The organism is Flavobacterium zepuense (genome assembly GCF_007097145.1).
In the GTDB taxonomy this organism is placed as follows: domain Bacteria; phylum Bacteroidota; class Bacteroidia; order Flavobacteriales; family Flavobacteriaceae; genus Flavobacterium; species Flavobacterium zepuense.
Window position 1 is genome coordinate 308256 of record NZ_VJVZ01000003.1, and the last position, 22151, is coordinate 330406.

Consider the following 22151-nt stretch of genomic DNA (forward strand, 5'->3'; position numbering starts at 1 on the left):
GATCACACTATTAAACCTAACTAACTATGCAGCAAAGAATTCCCGAGACCGATGCCAAACTTAAAGCCATCCAGGAAAGGGAAAAGAGTCTCATGCTGCAACTTAGCCTTTGCAACCAGTTGTGTTCGGTTACCACTAAAACCGCGTTAGTCCCTGTAATTACGGGGCTTTTGCATGATAACCTGCCTTTTGACAGCTTTGTTATCTGTGTTGCCGATGCAGCTGAAAAAGAGTACAATATCTTTTTTCATGATGATGAAAAATCACAGTCGGAGCTTAAAGGTACACCCCATTTTGTTGCAGATGGTTTTTTTGATACCGCATTGCAATCCGCAGATCCTGTGGTGTTTAACCTGTTAAACCTATCTGCTAAAAATACCCCTGTATTTATTGCACGAGCGCGCCAGGTAGGTATGCGCGAGGCGGTTGCATTTCCGCTGCACTACCATAAAAATAATCCCTCGGTGGTGTTTATGTTTTACAAAAGGCAGGGTAGTTTCGACAGAAATGCCGAGCGGTTGCTTAAAAGTATTTCGCTGCAAATGGCCCTAACGATATCTAATATATTACTTACACAAAAGCTTAATAATCATACAGGTACGCCATCAAATTTTAAAGATCAGGTTATTGAGCAGCAACAGGAAACTCATAACCCCGATACCATTTTTACCGATGTTGTAGCAAAAAGTGACGAATTGCAGGAGGTTTTTAAGCTTGTAAGCCAGGTTGCGCCATCAGATTCGGGTGTACTGTTATTGGGTGAAAGCGGTACCGGTAAAGAGGTTATAGCCAGTGCTATACATAACCTTTCGCCGTTAAAGAACCGTAACATGATACGCGTAAACTGTGCCGCCATACCCGAAAATCTTATTGAGAGCGAGCTGTTTGGACACGAAAAAGGCAGCTTTACCGGGGCTACAGAGCGCCGCAAAGGTAAGTTCGAGCTCGCCAATAACTCCACCCTATTTCTTGATGAGATAGGCGAACTGCCTCTAAACATGCAAACTAAGCTACTCCGCGTATTGCAGGAGAACGAATTTGAGCGCATCGGCAGCAGCCGGACCATCAAAGTTAAAGTGCGCATTATAGCTGCAACCAACCGCAACCTTTTTGAGGAGATGGCCGGGGGCAGGTTTAGGAGCGACCTCTTTTACAGGCTTAATGTATTCCCTATAGTTATTCCGCCGTTGCGCGAAAGGAAATCTGATATACAGCCACTTAGCAACTACTTTATTGACCTGTATTGCAGTAAATCGGGTAAAAAACCGGTGGCGCTTTCGCCAAAAGTTTTAGAAGCCATGATGATTTACACCTGGCCGGGCAACGTGCGCGAACTAAAACATGCTATAGAACGCAGCATTTTACTTTCTGATGGTAAAAAAATAACTAAAATGCACTTCCCGGAAATGACTTCTGCTACCGATGCAGAAGGCGAAAAACACCCTAATATTTCACTTTTGGATGTTGAGAAAGCGCATATTCTTAAGGTAATTAAATTGTGTAACGGACGAATTTCGGGCCCGAATGGTGCCGCAGCGCGATTGGGCGTCCCTCCTACTACCCTTGCCTCTAAAATGCAAAAGCTCGGCATCAGCAAAAAGCACACATTTTAGTCAAAACTACCTTTTCACGACTTAATCGTACCTGTGAACCTGCAAGTGTGATTTCTGTAACCTGTTAAATGCCAATTAATTAATCTTTATAATTCATAAGGCATTTAAAAAAACACGATATATCGTAAAAAATATTTTCTGCCTAAAACATAACTATCTAAAAAACAATAACTTATAGTTAAGGCTCTTTTTTTGGTTTACTGTTCATAAATCTTTTAATCATTTAATTTAAAAATTATGAATACCAATCAAGAACCAATTTCTTACTTACAAGACCCTGCCATTTCAAAAGGCACCAAGGCATTTTTAAAAGTGTTAAATTCCGGTGGTGTACCGTTAGAGACACTAACCCCCGAAGAAGCCAGGTTGGTACTGGTAGGCGCACAAAAATCGGTGGAGGTAGATTACTCGGGTATTGATGAATCAGAACACACCATCACACAGGACGGTTACACCGTAAAGCTGAACATCGTTAGGCCACAGGGCAATACCGAAAAACTTCCCGCCTACATTTTTATACACGGCGGCGGCTGGGTACTGGGCGACTACCCTACCCACAAACGCATGGTGCGCGACCTTACGGTACTAAGCGGTGCTGTAGGCATCTTTGTAAACTACACGCCATCGCCCGAAGCACAGTACCCGCAGGCAGTTAACGAAATTTATGCCGCTACCAAATGGGTTGCCGAAAATGGCGCCGAAATTAACGTTGACGGTAGCAGGCTATCGGTAGTGGGTAACAGCGTGGGCGGTAATATGACAGCGGTAACGGCAATTAAAGCAATAGAGAACAACGGCCCTAAAATAGCCTCGCTTATTATGTTCTGGCCTATAGTTGCTGCTGATTTTGAAACCGAAACCTACCAAAAATACGGTAAAGACCGTTTCTTAACCACATCGTTAATGAAATGGCTATACGACCAGTACACTACCAACCCTGCCGAGCGCGAGGAGATATATGCATCGCCACTAAACGCATCAGCAGATATCCTTAAAAATTTCCCTCCTACTTTAATCCAAGTAGCTGAAGCTGATGTACTTCGCGAAGAAGGCGAAGCTTTTGGCCGCAAGTTAGATGATGCCGGTGTACAAGTTACCACCATCCGTTACAACGGCATGATACACGATTTTGGCCTGCTAAACCCACTGGCACAAGAGCCCCAGGTTAAATCGCTTTTCAGGCATGCGGCAGCCGACCTTAAAAAATACCTTTTTGCATAAACAAACCTCTTAAAACCATACAATTATGAAGAATCAAATAAAAAATATCGTTATCGTTCACGGCGCTTTTGCCGATGCATCGGGTTGGGAAAGTGCTTATAAGATCCTTAAAACCAAAGGATACAATGTTAGCCTGGTTCAAAACCCAACCTCTACGCTGGAGGAAGATGTGGCCGCAACCAATGTTGTTTTAGACAGGCAGGATGGCCCCGCAGTACTGGTAGGCCACTCATGGGGCGGCACGGTTATTACCCAGGCAGGCCTGCACGATAAAGTGGCAAGCCTTGTTTATGTGGCGGCTTTTGTACCGCAGGAGGGGGAGTCTACTTTAGAACTGGTACAATCAGAGGCGATACTGGAGGTAAACGGCATACTTGCTCCCGATGATAAGGGGCTCGTATACCTTGATAAAGACCTGTTTAACGCCACTTTTGCCACGGGGCAAAGCGCAGATAAGTCGGCTTTTATGTACGATTCGCAAATTCCGTTAACGGTAAAATCGTTCATTACCCCGGTTACACAGGCTGCCTGGAGAACCAAGCCGTCTTTTGCCATACTGGCTACCGATGATGGCACCATTAACCCGGTGCTGGAGCGCAGCATGTACAACCGCGCAGGCTGTGTAATTACCGAAATGACCGGCGGGCACACTCTGTTTATGACAAAGCCCGAAGAAGTAGCCAACGTAATAATAGAGGCTGCTGAGCGATCGGCTACAGCCTAACCAAAACCATACATAACTATGAATGCATTTTACAAATTACTGAACCTGTCGGCATTAGCGGCACTTGCTGTATCGCTATCGTCGTGCTCTAAAAAAGACGAAACAAAATCTAAGCCTACAAATGGCGCTGCCACTACCCAAACCACCTCATCCCCAAAAGAGGCCCGTAAAGAATATATAGAGGTAGCGCCAAATGTAAGGCTGCATGTAACCGATATGGGCAATGGCCCTGTAGTGGTGCTAATACCGGGTTACCCGCTTGGCGATGCCATGTGGGAGTACCAGTACAGCGCACTCGAAAAAGCCGGCTACCGCGTTATTGGTATCACTATGCGGGGCTTCGGGCTGTCGGACAAGCCGTACGGCAGGTATGATTACGACCAGTTTGCCGATGATATCAAGTCGGTTTTAGACCAGCTTGATGTTAAGGAGGCTACCATAGGTGGCTACTCTATGGGCGGGGCCATTGCACTGCATTATGTTGCAAAGTATGATGCTGCACATGTTAGCAAACTGGCATTGTTCTCGGCTGCGGCTCCTACCCACACTAAAAAGGCCGACTACCCTTACCCTTTATATACTCAAGAGGATATTACCCAGTGGGTTAACCTTAACAACACTAACAGGCCTGCACTACTGGCTGCTATGGGCGAACGCTTTACACTATCGGCTACGTCGCTATCACCGGGTATTGGTGCGTGGCTGGGCGGTATCGAAATGCAGTCGTCTCCCTATGCTATGGAGCAGTCGCTGATTGCCCTGCGTGATGAAGACCTGCGCGCCGACCTGCCTAAAATTAAAGTGCCTACCTTAATTTTTAATGCCAAAGAAGACAAGATAGTTGCCTTTGCCCTTGCCGAACAATTAAACAAAGCCATTGCAGGCTCTAAGCTTGTACCGTTTGATAAAAGCGGGCACGCATCGTTTGTAGAGGAAACCGATAAGTTTAATACCGAGCTTATTAAGTTTTTAAAAGAGTAACCAAAAACAATAACCCTTGCAGCTTATTTAGCTGCAAGGGTTTATCAATATAAATCAACCATCAATTATAAGATCATGCAAAATTTACAACCTTCTTTTGATACCGTTACCGAAACCCTTACCTGGCTGCGTAACGAAGGCTTTACCCGCGATTTTAACTTAGCTTACGAATACCTGGAATTTAACAGGGGCGCCAACGCCATGGCTCCCGAAGATTTTCATATAGAATGGGTATTTAGGTTTGAAGGCGATACCGATCCCGGCGATGAGGAAATTATTTACGGAATAACATCCACCAAATTCAACGTTAAGGGTGCTGCTAAGCGCTTACGGCATGTATGCCGATCCGGTTTCAGAGCAAATGATCAGGAAGTTATCAGTGCATTAGAATAACTGTTTTCTAATTATTTTTACCACAAAGACACAAGGCTCTTACTTGTATACAAGCACCAAGCCCGCAAAGAGAGCCACCTAAAGGTGGAAGGACACAAAGCTAAACGTGTATTTACATCAATGTATTCATACAGCCTTGTGACCTTAATAAGACAACAAAGTTGTCTCCTTGCGCATTCAAAGGAAATAATACTTTGTGAACCTTGTGTTTAAAAAGTATAAAAGGCTTTGTGTCTTTGTGGTAAAAATAATTATATGTACCTCATGCTTTTTAAATGCTGCAACTTAGCATCATCTGCCACATCTGCAAATTGTTTTAGTATCACCCGCAGTTTCGGATTGATGTAGGTTTCGCAAAACGGCCTTTGGGTATCGCTGTAATAATAGTTAAGCTGCTCTTCCTTGCTCAGGGTAAATTCGCTAAACGGCAGCACTTTTGTAATGATGGCATCTTCAAAATTGTTTTGCAGTTCCGCTATAGCGGATTCACCTAAAGCGATATCCTCATCATTAAAAGTGTAGATCGCCGACCTGTACTTACCCCGCATGCTGTGTAATGAAGTGGCGCTATGGGTATACAAATGCACCGCAATAAGGGTTTGCAGGTTTATTGTTTGGGTATCATATTCAATTACAACACCTTCAGAAAAAGAATCATTCTCTCCACTACCGGCTATCCACCCCTGCGCTACCGATACTACACCTTTAAGCGAGGCAAAAACCGCCTCGGTACACCAGTGGCACCCGCCGCCAAAACCTGCTTTTTTAATTGTTGTGTCCATCACTTTTACGGGTTGCAAAAACTGTGCTACTAAGTAATAAGGCTGATTATAAAGGTAGTGGTACCCTCGGTGGTGGTGTAGCTAAGGTATCCCCCGTGGGCTTCTACAATATTTTTAGAGAGCGTTAACCCAATGCCTGCCCCCTCTTTGCGCGTGGTAAAAAAAGGCAGGAATATCTTGTCTTCAATTTCTTTTTCTATGCCGTTGCCGGTATCGGTAATGTTGATGAACAGTCGGTTGGTCTTAACCTCAGCGCTTACGTTTATATGTTTGTGCTCTTTATCCTTTAACGCATAAATGCTGTTAATAAAGAGGTTAATAAGCACCTGCTCCATTTGTTGGGGGTCGGCCATGAGCCAGCGCTTTATCGCTACCGTATTCGTGACTGTTACATTTGCTTTTTTAAACAGCGGAGCCATAATGTTAAGGGCACTATCTAACAGTGCGGTAAGCTCAACTTTTTGCTTATCGGGCGATGGCAGCATGGCCAGCTTTCGGTAATTATCTATAAAGTTTTGCAGGTGGTCGCTGCGGTTAATCATGGTAGATACGCTTTCGCGGATGTCATCAAGGTCGTCTTTAGAGAATGCCTCCTGCTGCACGATATCCTCCAGGTTTTGCGCCAGCGAGCGTATGGGCGTAATGGAGTTCATAAGCTCGTGCGATATTACCTTCATAAGGTTTATCCAGGCATCTTTTTCTTTCTTCTCTATTACTTTTTGTATACTGTCTAACAAAACAATATAGTATTCGCGGTTGTAGGTTTTGGTTTTAGAAGCCTGTAATATAAACGTTTGGGTATCCTGCCCGTTAATGCTTATTTGTGCCGATGTTTTAAGGTCGTCAAAATTGCGGCGCTCTATAACCTCACACAACGATGGCAGGTGCTTTTTTAAATACACCCATTTAGAAACCTTAGGCGTTTGAAAATGATCAGAGAAATAATCGTTCATTAAAAAAATGTCCCAGTCGGCTTCCTGCTTTTCCAGGATAAGTACACCTGTCTCTATATTGTTTAAGATGGCACGGTACACCAGGTCTTTAGATACCTGCTCGTCCTGCCTTACCTTTAAATGGTCGTACAGTTTAAACAGGCTTTTATAATTATCAAACGAGCTGTGTTTGGTAAAATCGGCCGAGAAATCGTTGTTTAATATCGCGCTGATGGTTTTATCATAAAACAAAAAGGTGTTGCGCACAAAATAGAATAACTCCACCAAAAGCAGCACAAACAATAACAGGCTAAACGCAGTAGTGTAGTACAAACCCTTTTGGTACAGCAAAAATCCCCCTCCCACGGCAAGGATAATAAGCACTAAACGAATAAAAAGCTGCTGGTATAACTTCATGGACTTAATTGTTTTCGATACCGTATTTTTCCATCCTGCGGTATAGCGAAGCGCGGGACAATCCAAGCTCCTCTGCTGATTTGCTGATGTTAAAGTTATGCTTAGCCAGCGCCTTTTCTATTGTGTGCTTTTCAATTTCAGATAACGGCAAATCATCCTTGCTCTCATCTATTTTAGTAATGGTTTCAAGGTTAAGGTCAGCTACCGTAATAACGTTATCCTCACACAAAATTACGGCACGCTCTATCCGGTTTTCCATCTCACGGATATTGCCGGGCCACGCATGCAGTTGTATCTGTGCGAGTGCAGCATCGTCAAAAACTATCGAGGTACGCTCGTATTTGTCAATCATTTTGTCCAGTAAAAATTGCGCAAGCGGCAGTAGGTCGGCGCGGCGTTCGCGCAATGGCGGCAGGGTAATTTCCATAGTATTAATACGGTAATACAAATCTTCCCTAAAGTTTTTAAGGCTTACTTCCTGTGCCAAATTGCTGTTGGTAGCGGTTATAATACGCACATCAAGCTGGCGTGCTTTGCCTTCCCCCAATCGGCTAACGGCTTTGTTTTGTAATACCTGTAATAGTTTAGATTGTAGGCGCAGCGGTACGTTGCCTATCTCATCTAAAAACAGGGTGCCGTTGTTAGCCAACTCAAAACGTCCGGGGGTATCGGCTTTGGCATCGGTAAAAGCGCCTTTAGCATAGCCAAAGAGTTCGCTCTCAAAAATTGAATCGCTCAACGAGCCCAAATCCACATGCACAAACGGCTGCCCGCAACGGTTAGACTGCTGGTGAATGTAATGTGCCATAACATATTTGCCCGTACCATTTTCGCCTAAAATGAGCACATTGGCACTGGTTTTTGCTACCTTTTGCGCCAGCGCATAGGCACTTTTAATAGCAGGCGATTCGCCAATAAACAACACATCATTTTGAGATTGCTTTGCGGCCGTTTTCCTGTTCCTGCGGCTTTGGTCAACCGCTGCTTTAACCACCTCAACAAGCTTTTCATTATCCCAGGGTTTTAAAACGTAATCGGCTGCGCCACTTTTAAGCCCTTCCACAGCGGTTTGCACATGCCCAAAGGCCGTCATTAAAATAACTGACGTTTGTGGCGACAGCGCTTTTATCTCCTTCAATACATAAATTCCTTCGCGGCCGTCTTCAAAACCTATGCGGTAATTCATATCCAGCAGCACCACATCAATTTGGTTTTCGGCAAGCAGCGTAACCACATTTTTTGGGTTGCTAAGGGTATAAATTGTTTCGAAATGCTTTTTTAAAACCATACGCGACGCAAAAAGAATGTCTTCCTGGTCGTCTATAATTAAAATGGCGGCGTTCGTTTTTTTCATGGGCTGTTCATTATCGTACAAAAGGTGTTCATATCCGGACAGTTAGCCATCTTATCCCAAATAAAAAACGCTGACAGTTAAGCACTTGCATATTTTAAAATCGTGGCACAAAATTGCTATATAGTCTTACAAAATTGTTAGTATGGACACCGTTGTTCTTCGTAAAAATAGAAAAAATAAGTACCTGTATGTGGCTGTTCCCGCTTTTTTATTGGTGGGGTATTTTGTGTATGCATCTGCCACTAAAAAGCGCAGCCTTGATATTAAACGCAGCGAAATTGTAATTAAAACCGTAGAAGATGCCTTTTTTGAAGACTTTATTGTTTTTCAGGCTAAGGTGGAACCCTTAAACTCAATGCTGATAAACGTTGCCGAGGGTGGGTCGGTACAGGAAATATTTATAGAGAACGGCGACAGGGTTACTAAAGGCCAGCCGCTTGCCCGCCTGTACAACCCCAATACCGAACTGAGCTACGTTACCCAGGAAACCTCTATTATAGAACAGGTAAATAACCTCGACAAAGCCAAGCTCGATTTGCGCAACCAGGAGCTTAACCTGGCTAAGGATCTTGTAGCAATAGAGCACGATTACCTGGATGCCAAAACGCAATACGACCTTAACGAGAAACTATTTAAAGAGGAAATATTATCGGCTAACGAATGGCAGAAAACAAAAGAAAACTTTCGTTTTCAGAAGGAGCGCAAGAACATCATACAGCAAAGCATCCAAAAGGAAAAACAGGCCAACAGCATACAGATAGCCCAAATTAACCAGTCGAAAATCTTTATGCAAAAAAGCCTGGAGATACTGCGCACCAATAAAAAGAATTTTTTGGTTACCGCGCCGTTAGCAGGCAGGATATCATCTTTTGAACCGATATTGGGCAAGAACTACACCGTGGGCGAAAGTATTGGTAAAATAGATGTTATGAAGGGCTACAAGCTGCTTGCGGAGGTAGACGAATATTATCTTGACAAAATAGCCGAAGGGCTTAAAGGCCATGTGGAATACCTGGGGCAGAATATAAATGTTGTGGTTACTAAAGTTATACCGGAGGTTAAAAGCGGCCGCTTTATAGTAGAGCTTAACTTTACCGATGCCAAGGCACCCGACCTTAAACAGGGCCTTAGCTTTGGAGTAAGGCTTACGCTATCGGAAAAAAAGAAATCAACTGTACTTTCTAAAGGGGCATTTTATGGCGATACATCGGGTAAATGGGTGTTTGTTGCCCATGATGGCAAGGCAGTTAGAAAAGACATTAAACTGGGGCGCGAAAACCCTTTGTACTACGAGGTGCTTAGCGGGCTAAAACCCGGCGACAGTGTGGTAACATCGGCCTACACCGATTATAAAACCATAGAAGTGCTTAACATTAATAATTAAATTTACACGCAATCATCAATACAGGAGTTCAATCATCATCAATCAATCAAAAAACAAACAGTAATTAAAAATTAAAAGCCATGATCAACATTCAAAACCTATCTAAAATTTTTAGTACCGAAGAAATTGAGACGAAAGCCTTAAACAACGTTTCGCTGCAAATACAGCAGGGCGAATTTGTAACCATAATGGGCGCTTCGGGCTGCGGCAAGTCTACACTGCTTAATATTGTGGGCCTGCTGGATAACGTAAGTTCGGGCAGCTACAAGTTACTCGACCGCGAAATTAACGGCCTTAGCGAAGCCGAAAAATCAAAGATAAGGAAACAGAATATTGGCTTTGTTTTCCAAAATTTTAACCTGATAGACGAGCTTTCGGTGTATGATAATATAGAGCTTCCGCTGATATACAACAACGTGCCGGCATCTGAAAGGAAGAAAAAAGTAGAAGCAATTGCCGAAAGGCTTGCCATATCGCACCGTTTAAAGCACTATCCGCAGCAGCTATCGGGCGGGCAACAGCAAAGGGTAGCCGTGGCGCGTGCGCTTATTAACGACCCTAAAATTATTCTGGCCGATGAGCCTACCGGTAACCTGGATAGTAAAAATGGTAATGAGGTTATGGAACTTTTGACCGACCTGCATGCCAATGGTGCTACAATACTTATGGTTACCCACAGCGATTATGATGCATCATTCTCTCAAAAAACCATTTTTATGAAAGACGGCATGGTGCTTACCGAAAAGCAAAACAGCAGGAATGTAGATGTTTTAGTGTCTAACTCGTAATTACAACATCATGCTAAAAAACTGGATAAAGATATTTTTGTATCAACTAAAGAATAATAAGTTCTTTACCGCCTTAAATGTTTTGGGTCTTAGCCTGGGCATAGCCGGGCTGGTATTCGCCATTTTGTATTGGAACGACGAACAATCTTACAACGCCTGGAACCCTAATAAAGAAAAAGTATTTTATACGGTTACCAATCTTGGCGAGGGCAACATTTGGGGCAGCAGCAGCGCAGCACTGGCTCCTAAACTGCCTACTGCCGTACCCGAAATAGAAAGTTTTTGCTATACCAATGGCTGGTATGATAATGGTATCTTTAAATACAAAGAAAAAAAGCAGCTTGTAGAAAAAGTAATGAGCGCCCAGCAAAATTTTTTCTCCTTTTTTCCTTTTACAATACTTAGGGGCAACGCAGCTACAGCCCTGCAAAATGACGGCATGGCGGTATCTGAATCTGTTGCAAAACAATTTTTCGGTACCGAAGACCCTGTAAACAAACAGGTTTTTTACAAGAAAAAATATTATACCGTTAAGTGTGTTTATAAAATCGAGGGCAGATCGTCTTACGAGCCCGCGGTTATAGTTAACGACGTAGAAACGTATTTAAAGGAAAATCAGGATAAATGGGGTAATTTTAGTTACTCCTTATTGTTAAAACTAAAAAATCCGGCAGATGCCGATATTGCAAGGCAAAAAATAGATAAGCTGTACTTTGATTATCGTACTGTGCCATCGGCAAAAGAAAGTGGCATGACACCGCAGGAATACGAAAAAAAATACGAAAGTGCCCATGTAATTTTAGAGCCGCTAAAAAGCCTGCGCCTGCACTCTGTAGTTGAGGATGCGCCGGAAGGCCGCGGTAATTTACAGTTCTTAACCATTATGGTTGTGCTGTCATTGCTTATACTTATATTATCTATTGTAAATTATATAAACCTTGCCACAGCCGGTGCCATAAAAAGGGCGAAAGAAGTTGGTGTGCGCAAAATACTGGGTGCAGGCAAAGCCAACATTATAAGGCAGTTTGTTTTTGAAACCGTTATAACTACCCTTTTTGCCATATTGTTATCATTAGTAATTGTAGAACTTTCTTTGCCGTATTATAATGATTTTCTATATAAAGAACTGGTAATATACGGTGGGCAGTTTTACCTTCAATTAATATTGATCTTTATAGTAGTGGTTATTGCAGCGGGTATTTTCCCGGCCGTGTATGTTAGTAATTTTGAAACCTTAAAGGTTTTGAAAGGCAACTTTGGCCGAAGCAAAAGCGGTATCTGGCTGCGCAACGCAATGTTGATACTACAATTTGCCATAGCCTCATTTTTTATTGTGGGCTCGTATATAGTATACCAGCAGGTTGACTATATGGCTACAAAAGACTTAGGTTTTAGCGGCAGTCAGGTTATAGATATAACGTACAACAACAGCTATGATCGTGAAGATGAAAATTCTGAAAAAATAACCCTGCAAAAATTTTACAGCATTAAAGACCGCCTGTCAAAAATTAAGGGAATAAAAGAAGTATCAGCGGGTACATTTGCTTTTGGCGGTGGGTCTATAAATACATCCGGGTTTATTTACAAGGATATTTTTGTGCAGCCACAAAATATGGCGGTCGATTTTAACATGCTCGAGATGATGAAAATAAAGATCACACAAGGGCGTGGCCTATCCGAAAAATTTGCATCCGATACTATTGAGTCGGCCCTGCTTAACGAAACTGCAGTTAGGATGATAAAAGAAAAGGACCCTATAGGAAAAACAATAGAATGGAACGATAAAAAACTAAAAGTTGTAGGTGTAGTGGCCGATTTTCATAACAAAGGCCTTAATCAGGATATCCCGCCAATGATATTCTTCCACTTTAAAACCGTGCCCTGGATGATATATAATGTGCATAACATTTTTGCTACTGTAGACCCGAAAGAGTTGGAAACTACATTACCTGAAATAGAGAAATACTGGGTTAGCGAGATAGATCCTGACTACCCGTTTTCATACGATTTTGTAGATAAGCGCTTTGCGCGTACTTACGAAAGTTATGCAAAACAACGCAACCTGTTCTCGCTGCTAAACCTTGTAGTTATTACCATTGCATTGTTTGGTTTGTTTGCCCTGGCATCCTACTCCATCCAGCGCCGTATGAAGGAGATAGCCATCCGAAAAACGCTTGGCGCAGAAACGCAAACCCTGCTTAAAGAACTGTCTAAGCAATACATAGTATTTTGTGTTATAGGCTTTGTTATAGCGCTGTTCCCGGCTTATATGCTGCTGGATAAATGGCTTGATAATTTTGCTTTCAGGATAAGCATTTCGCCAATACCGTTCATCGTTGGCTTTATAGTGCTGATGCTTTTAACGCTGATAGTTGTATTAAGCAAAGCATTTCAGGCTACACGGGTAAACGTGCTTAAATACCTTAAGTACGAATAAGATAACGTAAATTAATTTGAGTTTCCTGATTTTTTATCTGCCTGCGGAAGGTGCCAACTTCCGCAGGCTTACTAACTATTCCCTAAAATGAACGCTATAAAACTGCTGGCTCTATTTATACTCCTCTCCTGCCACGCGACAGCCCAGGAAGTATGGACGCTTAAAAAGTGCCTGGAAACCGGCCTGCAAAACAAACTGGACTTTAAAATAAAACAGCTCGACATTTTAAGTGCCGATGTTACCCAGCGCCCTGCACTACTGGAATACCTGCCTACCGTAGGCTTTAGCGGTACACACAGCTACAGCATAGGCTCTACGATAGACCCAGCAACCAATAACAGGGTAAGCTCTAAGATACAATCCGATAACGTATCGCTTAATGCGAGCATGAACATCCTCGACCTTAACATCTTTACCGTTGCCCGCCGCAATAAAATTGCCGCCCTTAAAGCCCGCGCCGATAAAGAAGCCGCCGAGAGCGAATATACGCTACTTGTTTTAGAACGTTACTTTACCGCCGTTTATACCCAGGAACTTTTAAAAATACAACGATCGCAGTTTGAGAATGCTGTTTTTAATCTGAACAGAATTGCTAAAGAAGTCGAAATAGGCAGCAAACCTAAAAGCGACTTGTATGATATGCAGGTAAGCTATGCCCAGGAAGAAAACAACATACTGGAAACCACCCAGCTTTTAGAGAATCAAAAGCTGTTGCTGCTTCAGCTGCTAAACGTTACCAATACCACCCCTAACGCCATAGTTTTAGAAACCGTAGCCCAGTTGGAGTCTGCCCCCCTATCGGATATTTCCACATATGAAACGGCCGTTACCAACAACCCTAAGGTTAAGTCGGCTTTACTAAATGAGGCAGTATTGCAAAAAAATGTAACTATAGAAAAGAACAATTACCTGCCGGTACTCTCGGCATTTTATTCGTATTCTTCATTTTATTACCAGCCGCTCAATCAGCCCGGTGCTACGGTAAACCCATTTTGGACACAGCTTAACGATAATAAGAACCATTACATAGGGTTGCAGTTATCGGTACCTATTTTTAACGGACTCAAAACCAACCGCGATGTGCAGCTTGCCAAATTAGAATACCAAAAAGGCACCGTTGTTACCGAACAATCTAAACTGGAACTGCGCCAATCTATAGAACAGGAAACCACAAAACAACAGCAAAACACCCTTTTAGTAAGCAAACTGGAAGACACACAGGCTTTCGCCGAAAAGTCTTTTAATACCACACAGTCAAAATTCACTAACGGGCTAATCGAGGCCGTAGTATTTACTGCCTCTAAAAACCAATTGCTTACGGCTCAATACAGCCTTCTAAAAGCCAAGGTTACATCGCAATATTTAGATTTAAAACTACGGTTTTTGCAGTACAATGCTTTGTAAATGATAATAACAAAAAGCCCTGTACGGAACTATCCGCCAAGGCTTTCATCATCAATCAATAAACAGAACCAAACCATTAATAGTCCTTAATTTAATATCCCAAACTGTTTGTTTATCCAGCTGTTGGTAAATTCGGCCTCATCGCGCCATGACGGTAATCCCAGCACGTAGTGGTTTTTACCTTCAAACTCCATATAATCCGTCACTGATTTTGGGTCTTTATACTTTTTGTAATTGGTGTAGTTAAGCGATGCAGGCATAATATGGTCGGCACTGCCGGCTATAAATAATAATGGCGGGTGGGGTTTCTTAAAATTAATTTTACCCTGGCTGCCCAATGGCCCGCGCATTACCCTCCTCGACTCCGGAATGGTATTGTTCTCATACGATTCTTTTTGCTCTTCGTAAGATAAGCCGTTGGTAAAGGCATACTGCCATTCTTTAAAGCTCATAAGGTGTGTTTTCTTTAAAGAGCTAAACAAGCCAAGGGGTTTCCATAACGATTTTATGAACGAAAACTCAAACGTGGTTACACCCTGCGGCGGCACCGAGTGTATGGCAATACCTGCCACCCCTAAATTTCGTTGCAGTAACATTTGCACCGTTAACCCGCCTAATGAATGGCCTATTAAAATAGGTTTTTCATCCTGTTTAAGTATAATATGGGCGTAATGCTCTACCACATCACTGTAGTGCAAATCGGCCAGTTGGGTATCATAAGGCTGCTTGCTGCGCAATTGGGCCGCTGTACCCCTTTTAAAAGGCCAGGGTTCGTTAATACAGGTATATCCCAGGTTTTCAAAGTAGGTTACCCAATTTTCCCAGCCGGTATGTGTTACAAAAGCACCGGTAATAAATACTATTGTTTTAGATTGTATATTTTTCATGACCTCGTAATTTTATAATTAACAATTGGTTGCTGATGATTATTCACTTTTATTCATTGCTGCCAGTGCCGCTGCCGGAGAAGACAGGAACAGCTTGTAAAAATCGGCTGTACCGGCCACGTGTTTTTCAAACTCATTGTTGGCAAGGGCTTCAACGGCGTCTTCGGCAACTTTTACAGGGCTAATGCCAGTGTTCCCTCCTATTGCCGATGAAAACTCTGTATCAACCAGCGGTGGCATGATCTCGAAAACTTTAATGTTTGATACCCTCTCTAAAGTAACCCGCAGTACCTGCGAGTAGCTGTGCAGCGCAGCTTTGCTAACGGCATAAGTAGGCAATACATGACCCGGGGCAAATGCAGCTATAGACGATATATTTACAAAAGCCGACTCCCCTTGTTTTTTAAGCTGAGGGATTAAAAGCCCGGTAAGCCTTACTATAGAAAGGTAATTGGTTTGTATCTCCTCACCAGCTAATTTATAAGCATTAGCACCTTCATCGCTTAGCTTGTAATAATGGGCCAGTCCGGCATTGTTAATTACAATATTAAGCTCAGGAAAATCAGTTGTAAGTTTCGCAACCAGGCGGTTTACATCGGCTTCGTTAGTAATATCAGCGGCAATAGCTGTTACATTTTGTAGTTGTTGGGTGGCTTTTAAAAGCCTTTCTTCACTGCGGCCGGTAATAATTACCTTGTTGTTTGCAGAAAATAATTTTGCGATCTCAAACCCTATACCAGAACCTCCGCCGGTAATAAGGATGGTGTTGTTTGAAGTTTTCATATCTATTGATTTTAATTGATTATGTTTTGTAAACCGGGAGCCTTAACTGTTCCTCTTATTTTACATTACAAAGATATTTTGATACTGAGGCTGCGTGTGTTACGCTTTGCTATGTAGTGTTATTTACTGTTAACAAACCTCATAGGGCTAAAATCAGATAGAGTATAAAAACAAAAGAGCCGATAAACTTAGTTTACCAGCTCTTTATAGAATATGAAATGTATTACTTAACGTTTACCGTTACTGTAACAGGCTGCAACCAGTGGCTGCTAAAGGTTACGGTTACAGGGCCGCCTTCGCCGGTTGCCTGCACATAAGCTAAAATGTGCCCGTTAAACACGCGTTGTACATTATCGGTATAATCGGTCATGTCACTGTTGTTACCGGCTTCAAGGCCAAGCAGCGTTGCAGGCCCGCTTATTTTGCAGGTAACCTCGTTATCGCTTAGCATAACCGGCAGGCCATCCTTATCTACAACCTCAACCATTATCTGGGCAATGCCTTTTTGCTTGTCTACCGTTACCGATTTTTCTTTAACCACAAGCGCATGCGGCTGGTTAGACGATGTTATGGCATAACGGCTAACCTCTTTATTGTTGGCATCTAAACCTACGGCTTCCAGCTTGCCGGCAGCAAAAGGTACATCCCATGAAAGGATGCCCACATTAGGATCGTAGTTTTTAACTTCACCAACTACTTTACCGTTAAGCTCAAGGCGGGCTTTAACAGCATTGGTGTACACCACTACGCGCACGGTTTGGCCGTTCTCGTAGTTCCATAAAGGCCATGCATCTTTAGATAAACCTTTCTCTTTAGTACGCGGAATATAAGTACCTGCAAATATCATAGGCTTATCCGACCAAAGTGACTGGCGGAAATAACCCCTTGGTTTAATACGGCCTGCAAAGTCTACCAGGCCTGAATAAAAGCCCCTTGAAGGCCATTGGCCTGATTCGCCAAGGTAATCGATACCTGTCCATAAAAACTGGCCGAAGATGTGCTCGTTATTTTTAACGGCTAACCAAGGCTCAATATCGTGTACGTTCTCGCTGCCGTAAATAACCCTTTTAGGGTATTTTTTATGGTCAGTTGCATACTTGCTCTCTGTGTAATTATATCCTGTAATATCCAGCGCTCCCGGATATTCTGTCTCGTTACTCATGGCAACACCCGCAAGGCCCGCCGTTGTAGGGCGCGATTTGTCGTATTTTTTAACCGCTGCAACAAGGCGTTTGGCAATACCGCCAAGCCTCATAGCGTCTGGCGCATCTTTTTTGTAGCCACCGTAAGCAGCCTGAGTAAAGCCTGTAGCATTTTTTTCGCCGTCAAGCACCGGGTGCGAATACGGGTCGTTAGGGTAATCTACCTCATTACCAATGCTCCATGCAAATACCGATAGGTGGTTCCTGTCGCGGCGCACCATATCCTCTAAGTCTTTTTCTGACCATTCGGCAAAAATATCAAACGATCCCTGAAAACCCGGAGTACCTACGTTCCAGCCTGTAAGCCATTTACGTTTAGGATATTCCCACTCATCATACGCCTCGTTAAGCACTAAAAGGCCAATCTCGTCGCAAAGCTCATAAAAATCAGGAGCCTGTGGGTTGTGGCTTGTACGTATTGCGGTAACGCCAATTTCTTTTAGGGTTTTAAGGCGGCCCCTCCAGACATCTCTTGGCACAGCCGAACCCAATACACCTGCATCGTGGTGAAGGCACACACCTTTAACCTTCATAAACTTGCCGTTAAGGGCAAAACCTTTATTAGGGTCGAAAGTAAATGTGCGGAAACCTGTGCGTGTTACCGCAGCATCTACCTGCTTGCCATCTTTTAAAACCGTGGTTTTTAACTGGTACAGGTTAGGATTGTTTAAATCCCATAGCTTAGCATTGCTTACTTTAAGGGTTGTGGTTACCGGTTGGTTTTGTCCTGCTGCAACCTGAACTTTATTGGTTGCTTTAGCTACCGATTTACCATCGGGGCCAAGCAGCTCGTTAACAACCGTAAGGCTTTGCTTAGCCGTTGAGCCATTCTCTACTGTTACTTCAATGTTTAAAGTACCGTTGTTGCCCTTAACTTCGGGGTATGCATACACGCCCCATTGTGCAATGTGCACAGGGTTTGCATATACCACCCATACGTTACGGTAAATACCTGAGCCTGTGTACCAGCGTGAATCCGCACTCTGGCTGTGGTCTACCCTTACCGCTATGGTATTGTTTTCGCCATATTTAATATATGGTGTGGCATCATAAGCAAAAGAAATGTAACCGTTAGGGCGCTTACCCAGCGAATGCCCGTTTAAAAACACTTCGCTCCTGTTGTATACGCCTTCAAAATACAGGTATACCTTTTCGCCTTTAGCCTGTGCAGGCACATTAAGGTTTTTGCGGTACCAGCCTATACCTCCCGGTAAAAAGCCTGTACAGCTTGCCAATGTAGGGCTAAGCTGGCCTTTTATGCTCCAGTCGTGTGGTAATTGTACTGTTTGCCAGTCTTTGTCGTCAAAACCGGGATCTTTTGCCTCCTGTTTGTCTTCGAGCACAAATTTCCAGTCTTCATTTATTTTTTTTGCATCGCCAAAAGAAATCTGGCTAAAAGCAGTGATCCATGAAAGGCTAAGGATGAATAAGAATAGTTTTTTGGTTGTCACAATACGTTGTTTTATCAGTTATTATTAATTTTTCTCAATGTGAGAATTAGGGCGTGTACTAATTTGTCAGGGTTACGATGGAGCGTGCCGGTACAGCAAAAGCCTCATTGTTATTCAGGTTTTGAACCTTCAGGTTTTTATCTGATGACGTTACATAAGCCTTAAGCCCGGTTAGCGCCGCACCCTGCTTTTGCAGATTGATGTTTACGGCTTCGTTACCGGAATTTACAATTACCGTAACCAGCTTACCGGTTAACGGATCTTTATACGATGAAAATAAAAAGTTCTTTGTAATAGCGTTACCCTGAGAGCTCTCTACCTTAACCCTTTTAAAGCCGGGGCGTATAAAGCGGCTGTAATTACCAAGCGCCCAAAGCATTTTGCTATCGTAATAATTGCCGTTTTCCTTTTGCTTATCAATATAGATAAGCCCATCTTTATAATCGTAAGGAGAAATAGCTATCCACCAGTGCCATGCGGTGGCCTGCGCTACACTCAGGTCGGTAAAAATGGTACGGGCAAGGTACAACGCCGGTTCTATGCCCAGGTCGCGGCCGTTGCCATTAATTTCGCCTGAATTATCGCCCAGGATGCAGTATTCGCTCATCCAGTATTTTAGTCCGTTAACCTGGCTTACGGCTGTGTTAAGCTGCTGCCTTTGCGCTACAGCGGCATCAAACGCCGATGTGGTAAAGTAACTGTGGCCTGATATGGCATTTTCAAGATGCGAAAGGTTGCCCACGTAATTTGGCGATCCTGTTACAAAAAAATCCTTAACCTGATCTGACCTGCCCGGCTTGTTGCCAACTTCATACAAGTAGTTAATTTGCCCTGCTTCAGCAATATTGATTTTAGAAGCTAACCCTTTGTTTTCAAGCTTTTGATTTAACAGGGTTGTAATTTGCGAGATCTCATTATTATAAAATGGAGTACCTTCCTGGCCTCCGTCACTCCAGTCCCACTGAGGCTCGTTCATAGGGCTAATATAATCTACAGTTAACCCCATGGTTTGAAGGCCTTCAGTAACACTTGTAAGGTAATCAGTATAGGCATTAAATTTATCTGCCGCAAGGTTAGACTCTAAGCCAACATTGGCATACGCCTTACCATTACGTGTAATAGAAACCGGTGGGCTGTTAGGAAAAATAAGCAGTTTGCTTACACCACGTTGTTTAGCCGCGTTAGCAAACCATACCTGTCCCTGTTGCCTGTTCCAGTCGTACGTGCCATTAGGCTGCAAAAACGACTCTGCCCTGCGCCACTCATCACCAATACCGCTTGCAGCGCCTTGTTCTGCACTGCCTGCTCCCACATTAAAGCGCCAAATAGAAAGGCCAATACCCTGCGGGTTGCCTTCGGCATCATTTTGCTGGCTAAAAAGCAAATCGGCAATACCGTTCTTTTTAGCATCGGGCCAATTGCCTACAAACTGGCACGACCACGCATCAGATGCGCCAAAGTGCTCTATAGTTTGGTAAGCAGTTGCATCATCAATATTTAGCGTAACTGTAGTTGCATCTACCGTTGGGGCAGATTCCTTGGGCGTATCGCTGCTGCTGCATGAGCCGCTTAGCACTGCAAACAGCATGGCTGCGTATTGTGAGTAAATAGTTTTATATATCATAGTAATTTTAGTAGTGTAGCATGATGTAATAAATGCCGGAGGGGTTTAAACCGCTCCGGCATTTTTATTTTATTAGTAGCCCGGATTTTGTGGCAATAAATTGTTTGAAGCCTGAATTTCGAACCTTGGTATTGGCAGCCAGTAATGTTTATCCTGGAAGCTTTTACCTGTTAAAGCCGTTACAACTTCATACGTTAAGTTACCTGCGCCATCCCTTAATATCCTGATGCCCTCAGCTTCTTCATTCTCAACCTGAGATGCGATCATCCAACGCCTCACATCATAAAAACGGTGCTCTTCAAACGCAAGCTCTATCCTGCGCTCATGGCGGATGCGATCACGCATTTCGCTTTGCGATAAACCCGCAGGCAATGCCGGCATGTTAACGCCTTGTCTTCCCCTTATTGCGTTTATAGCTTCATACACGGTAGCATCGGGACCTACAGCCTCGTTTTGCGCTTCAGCATAATTTAAAAGGATTTCGCCATAACGGAAATAGATCCAGTTTTGTACCCCTGCAACATCCCACGGGTTAATGATAGGTAGGTCTTCACGTATAAATTTCTTTAGGTAATAACCTGTCCTGCTCGAGTTCCAGTTGTCTGGTCCCTCTGGGCTGTCAAGTCCGTTTGGCCTAAAGGTTTCTACAGCTCTGCCACGGTATTGAGCGCCGTTAAAAAGAACAGTTTCGTAAAAACGCGGATCCCTGTTTTCATATGGCGCAGCAGCCTGTGTAGGGTTGCTCCAGCTAAACATGGTACCATCGGCCATTTCGTAATCATCTACAAGGTTTTGTAACGGTACGTTACCCCCCCATCCGCCATAGCCATTAGGGCCGTTAGCAATTTCTAACGCCAGGTGGCGCGCCGTAATGTTGTAAAAACGGGCAAATATATACTCCTGGTTACTTCCCTGTCCTGTAAATAACGAGCCGTAACCACCCTGATAAAGGCTGTACGTTCCCATATCCATAACGGCTTTTGCAGCAGCTGCAGCCTGAGCCCATTTTTGAGCATCAGATGATCCGTTAGTATATAACGGGCTTGCAGCATAAAGCAATAGCCTTGATTTTAATGCAAGGGCAGCACCCCTTGTAGCACGGCCTTCGCCATAGCTACCACTGTTACTTACAGGAAGTCCTGCAGCGGCAGCGTCAAGTTCACTTGTTACATAAGCCATAGCCTCTGCTATAGGCCTGCGGTCAAACAATGCAGGATCGGTGTAATCGTCTCCAAGTTCTGTTACATGGTCACCCACAAGTACAACCTCTCCATAATTTCTAATAAGGTCATGGTACCTAAACGCTCTTATAAATTTTAACTCTGCAACAAGCAGGTTAACATGGCTTGGGCTCATACCTACTTCATTAATATGCGCTAAAGCATAGTTAATTTCGCGTATGCTACGGTAGCTCCTTGCCCAAAATGTACCGGCAATACCAAGGTTTTCCGGCGCAAGCTGCCCTTGCTGAATAAGCCATGTATCATCGTTATTATTGTAGATAGACTCATCTGTAAGCGAGCTCCACATACCGTATTCAAAACCACGGCCAAAGCCCGGTTGGTTACTATCGCCCTCTTTGTTAGTTAGTTTAACACCCAGGTAGCGGTTTACCACAAAAGCATCAAACAATACCGAATCGTTTAAGATAGAGCTATCATTAAGAACGTCTGTAGGTGTAATTTCAAGAAAATCTTTTTCGCATCCTGTTAGCGCAACACTTGCCGCTATACCGAATACTACCGATTTAAATATATTAATATTTTTCATAGTC

Annotated in this window: 17 protein-coding genes; 9 read left to right on the forward strand and 8 right to left on the reverse strand. The window is 43.4% G+C overall.

Translation table 11 applies throughout. The features are described 5' to 3' along the window. The first annotated feature begins 26 nt into the window (after positions 1–26). The 5 genes from FMM05_RS06650 to FMM05_RS06670 all read left to right on the forward strand — a co-directional run bounded on the left by FMM05_RS06650 (position 27) and on the right by FMM05_RS06670 (position 4932). Complete coding sequence (locus tag FMM05_RS06650) at positions 27–1613, forward strand: sigma-54-dependent Fis family transcriptional regulator (protein WP_143372561.1); 1587 nt, start codon at positions 27–29, stop codon at positions 1611–1613. 237 nt (positions 1614–1850) lie between these two features. Then, positions 1851–2834, forward strand: a complete 984-nt coding sequence (locus tag FMM05_RS06655; protein ID WP_143372562.1) for an alpha/beta hydrolase — start codon at positions 1851–1853, stop codon at positions 2832–2834. Between the two features lie 25 nt (positions 2835–2859). Continuing rightward, on the forward strand, positions 2860–3558 hold the full coding sequence (locus FMM05_RS06660; RefSeq protein ID WP_143372563.1) for an alpha/beta hydrolase: 699 nt from the start codon (positions 2860–2862) through the stop codon (positions 3556–3558). Between the two features lie 18 nt (positions 3559–3576). After that, the gene (locus tag FMM05_RS06665) at positions 3577–4539 is read left to right on the forward strand and encodes an alpha/beta fold hydrolase (protein WP_143372564.1); all 963 of its coding nucleotides are present in this window, start codon (positions 3577–3579) and stop codon (positions 4537–4539) included. A 75-nt stretch (positions 4540–4614) separates the two neighbouring features. Beyond that, positions 4615–4932, forward strand: a complete 318-nt coding sequence (locus tag FMM05_RS06670) for a phosphoribosylpyrophosphate synthetase (protein WP_235894367.1) — start codon at positions 4615–4617, stop codon at positions 4930–4932. Positions 4933–5183: 251 nt separating this feature from the next. On the opposite strand, the gene FMM05_RS06675 is transcribed toward FMM05_RS06670, so the two are convergent. Genes FMM05_RS06675 through FMM05_RS06685 form a run of 3 tightly spaced genes read right to left on the reverse strand, consistent with a single transcriptional unit; the run spans position 5184 to position 8417 of the window. Next, positions 5184–5714 (reverse strand): peptide-methionine (S)-S-oxide reductase, encoded by a 531-nt coding sequence (locus FMM05_RS06675; RefSeq protein WP_143372565.1) that lies wholly within the window; start codon positions 5712–5714, stop codon positions 5184–5186. 29 nt (positions 5715–5743) lie between these two features. Continuing rightward, entirely contained in the window at positions 5744–7063 is a 1320-nt protein-coding gene (locus FMM05_RS06680; RefSeq protein WP_143372566.1) for a sensor histidine kinase, read from the reverse strand. A gap of 4 nt (positions 7064–7067) precedes the next feature. Continuing rightward, entirely contained in the window at positions 7068–8417 is a 1350-nt protein-coding gene (locus FMM05_RS06685) for a sigma-54-dependent transcriptional regulator (protein WP_143372567.1), read from the reverse strand. Positions 8418–8559: 142 nt separating this feature from the next. On the opposite strand from FMM05_RS06685, the gene FMM05_RS06690 reads away from it, so the two are divergent. From FMM05_RS06690 to FMM05_RS06705, 4 genes are all read left to right on the forward strand, one after another. Then, the gene (locus FMM05_RS06690) at positions 8560–9801 is read left to right on the forward strand and encodes an efflux RND transporter periplasmic adaptor subunit (protein WP_143372568.1); all 1242 of its coding nucleotides are present in this window, start codon (positions 8560–8562) and stop codon (positions 9799–9801) included. Between the two features lie 80 nt (positions 9802–9881). Next, positions 9882–10589 (forward strand): ABC transporter ATP-binding protein, encoded by a 708-nt coding sequence (locus FMM05_RS06695; protein ID WP_143372569.1) that lies wholly within the window; start codon positions 9882–9884, stop codon positions 10587–10589. Positions 10590–10599: 10 nt separating this feature from the next. Beyond that, positions 10600–13026, forward strand: coding sequence for an ABC transporter permease (locus tag FMM05_RS06700; protein ID WP_143372570.1), 2427 nt, complete (start codon positions 10600–10602; stop codon positions 13024–13026). An 87-nt stretch (positions 13027–13113) separates the two neighbouring features. Next, entirely contained in the window at positions 13114–14430 is a 1317-nt protein-coding gene (locus tag FMM05_RS06705) for a TolC family protein (protein ID WP_143372571.1), read from the forward strand. Positions 14431–14516: 86 nt separating this feature from the next. On the opposite strand, the gene FMM05_RS06710 is transcribed toward FMM05_RS06705, so the two are convergent. From FMM05_RS06710 to FMM05_RS06730, 5 genes are all read right to left on the reverse strand, one after another. Continuing rightward, complete coding sequence (locus FMM05_RS06710; RefSeq protein WP_143372572.1) at positions 14517–15317, reverse strand: alpha/beta fold hydrolase; 801 nt, start codon at positions 15315–15317, stop codon at positions 14517–14519. A 39-nt stretch (positions 15318–15356) separates the two neighbouring features. After that, positions 15357–16100 carry an SDR family oxidoreductase gene (locus FMM05_RS06715; protein ID WP_143372573.1) on the reverse strand — a complete coding sequence of 248 codons (744 nt, stop codon included), beginning with the start codon at positions 16098–16100 and terminating at the stop codon, positions 15357–15359. Between the two features lie 223 nt (positions 16101–16323). Next, positions 16324–18753, reverse strand: coding sequence for a sugar-binding domain-containing protein (locus FMM05_RS06720; RefSeq protein ID WP_143372574.1), 2430 nt, complete (start codon positions 18751–18753; stop codon positions 16324–16326). 58 nt (positions 18754–18811) lie between these two features. Further along, on the reverse strand, positions 18812–20377 hold the full coding sequence (locus FMM05_RS06725) for a glycoside hydrolase (RefSeq protein ID WP_143372575.1): 1566 nt from the start codon (positions 20375–20377) through the stop codon (positions 18812–18814). Between the two features lie 72 nt (positions 20378–20449). Further along, positions 20450–22147 carry a RagB/SusD family nutrient uptake outer membrane protein gene (locus tag FMM05_RS06730; RefSeq protein WP_143372576.1) on the reverse strand — a complete coding sequence of 566 codons (1698 nt, stop codon included), beginning with the start codon at positions 22145–22147 and terminating at the stop codon, positions 20450–20452. Between the last annotated feature and the right edge of the window lie 4 nt (positions 22148–22151).

Bases quoted from the DNA above. Each gene is read 5' to 3' on its own strand.
- FMM05_RS06650 (WP_143372561.1), top strand. From the start codon at position 27: ATGCAGCAAAGAATTCCCGAGACCGATGCCAAACTTAAAGCCATCCAG.
- FMM05_RS06655 (WP_143372562.1), top strand. From the start codon at position 1,851: ATGAATACCAATCAAGAACCAATTTCTTACTTACAAGACCCTGCCATT.
- FMM05_RS06660 (WP_143372563.1), top strand. From the start codon at position 2,860: ATGAAGAATCAAATAAAAAATATCGTTATCGTTCACGGCGCTTTTGCC.
- FMM05_RS06665 (WP_143372564.1), top strand. From the start codon at position 3,577: ATGAATGCATTTTACAAATTACTGAACCTGTCGGCATTAGCGGCACTT.
- FMM05_RS06670 (WP_235894367.1), top strand. From the start codon at position 4,615: ATGCAAAATTTACAACCTTCTTTTGATACCGTTACCGAAACCCTTACC.
- FMM05_RS06675 (WP_143372565.1), bottom strand. From the start codon at position 5,714: ATGGACACAACAATTAAAAAAGCAGGTTTTGGCGGCGGGTGCCACTGG.
- FMM05_RS06680 (WP_143372566.1), bottom strand. From the start codon at position 7,063: ATGAAGTTATACCAGCAGCTTTTTATTCGTTTAGTGCTTATTATCCTT.
- FMM05_RS06685 (WP_143372567.1), bottom strand. From the start codon at position 8,417: ATGAAAAAAACGAACGCCGCCATTTTAATTATAGACGACCAGGAAGAC.
- FMM05_RS06690 (WP_143372568.1), top strand. From the start codon at position 8,560: ATGGACACCGTTGTTCTTCGTAAAAATAGAAAAAATAAGTACCTGTAT.
- FMM05_RS06695 (WP_143372569.1), top strand. From the start codon at position 9,882: ATGATCAACATTCAAAACCTATCTAAAATTTTTAGTACCGAAGAAATT.
- FMM05_RS06700 (WP_143372570.1), top strand. From the start codon at position 10,600: ATGCTAAAAAACTGGATAAAGATATTTTTGTATCAACTAAAGAATAAT.
- FMM05_RS06705 (WP_143372571.1), top strand. From the start codon at position 13,114: ATGAACGCTATAAAACTGCTGGCTCTATTTATACTCCTCTCCTGCCAC.
- FMM05_RS06710 (WP_143372572.1), bottom strand. From the start codon at position 15,317: ATGAAAAATATACAATCTAAAACAATAGTATTTATTACCGGTGCTTTT.
- FMM05_RS06715 (WP_143372573.1), bottom strand. From the start codon at position 16,100: ATGAAAACTTCAAACAACACCATCCTTATTACCGGCGGAGGTTCTGGT.
- FMM05_RS06725 (WP_143372575.1), bottom strand. From the start codon at position 20,377: ATGATATATAAAACTATTTACTCACAATACGCAGCCATGCTGTTTGCA.
- FMM05_RS06730 (WP_143372576.1), bottom strand. From the start codon at position 22,147: ATGAAAAATATTAATATATTTAAATCGGTAGTATTCGGTATAGCGGCA.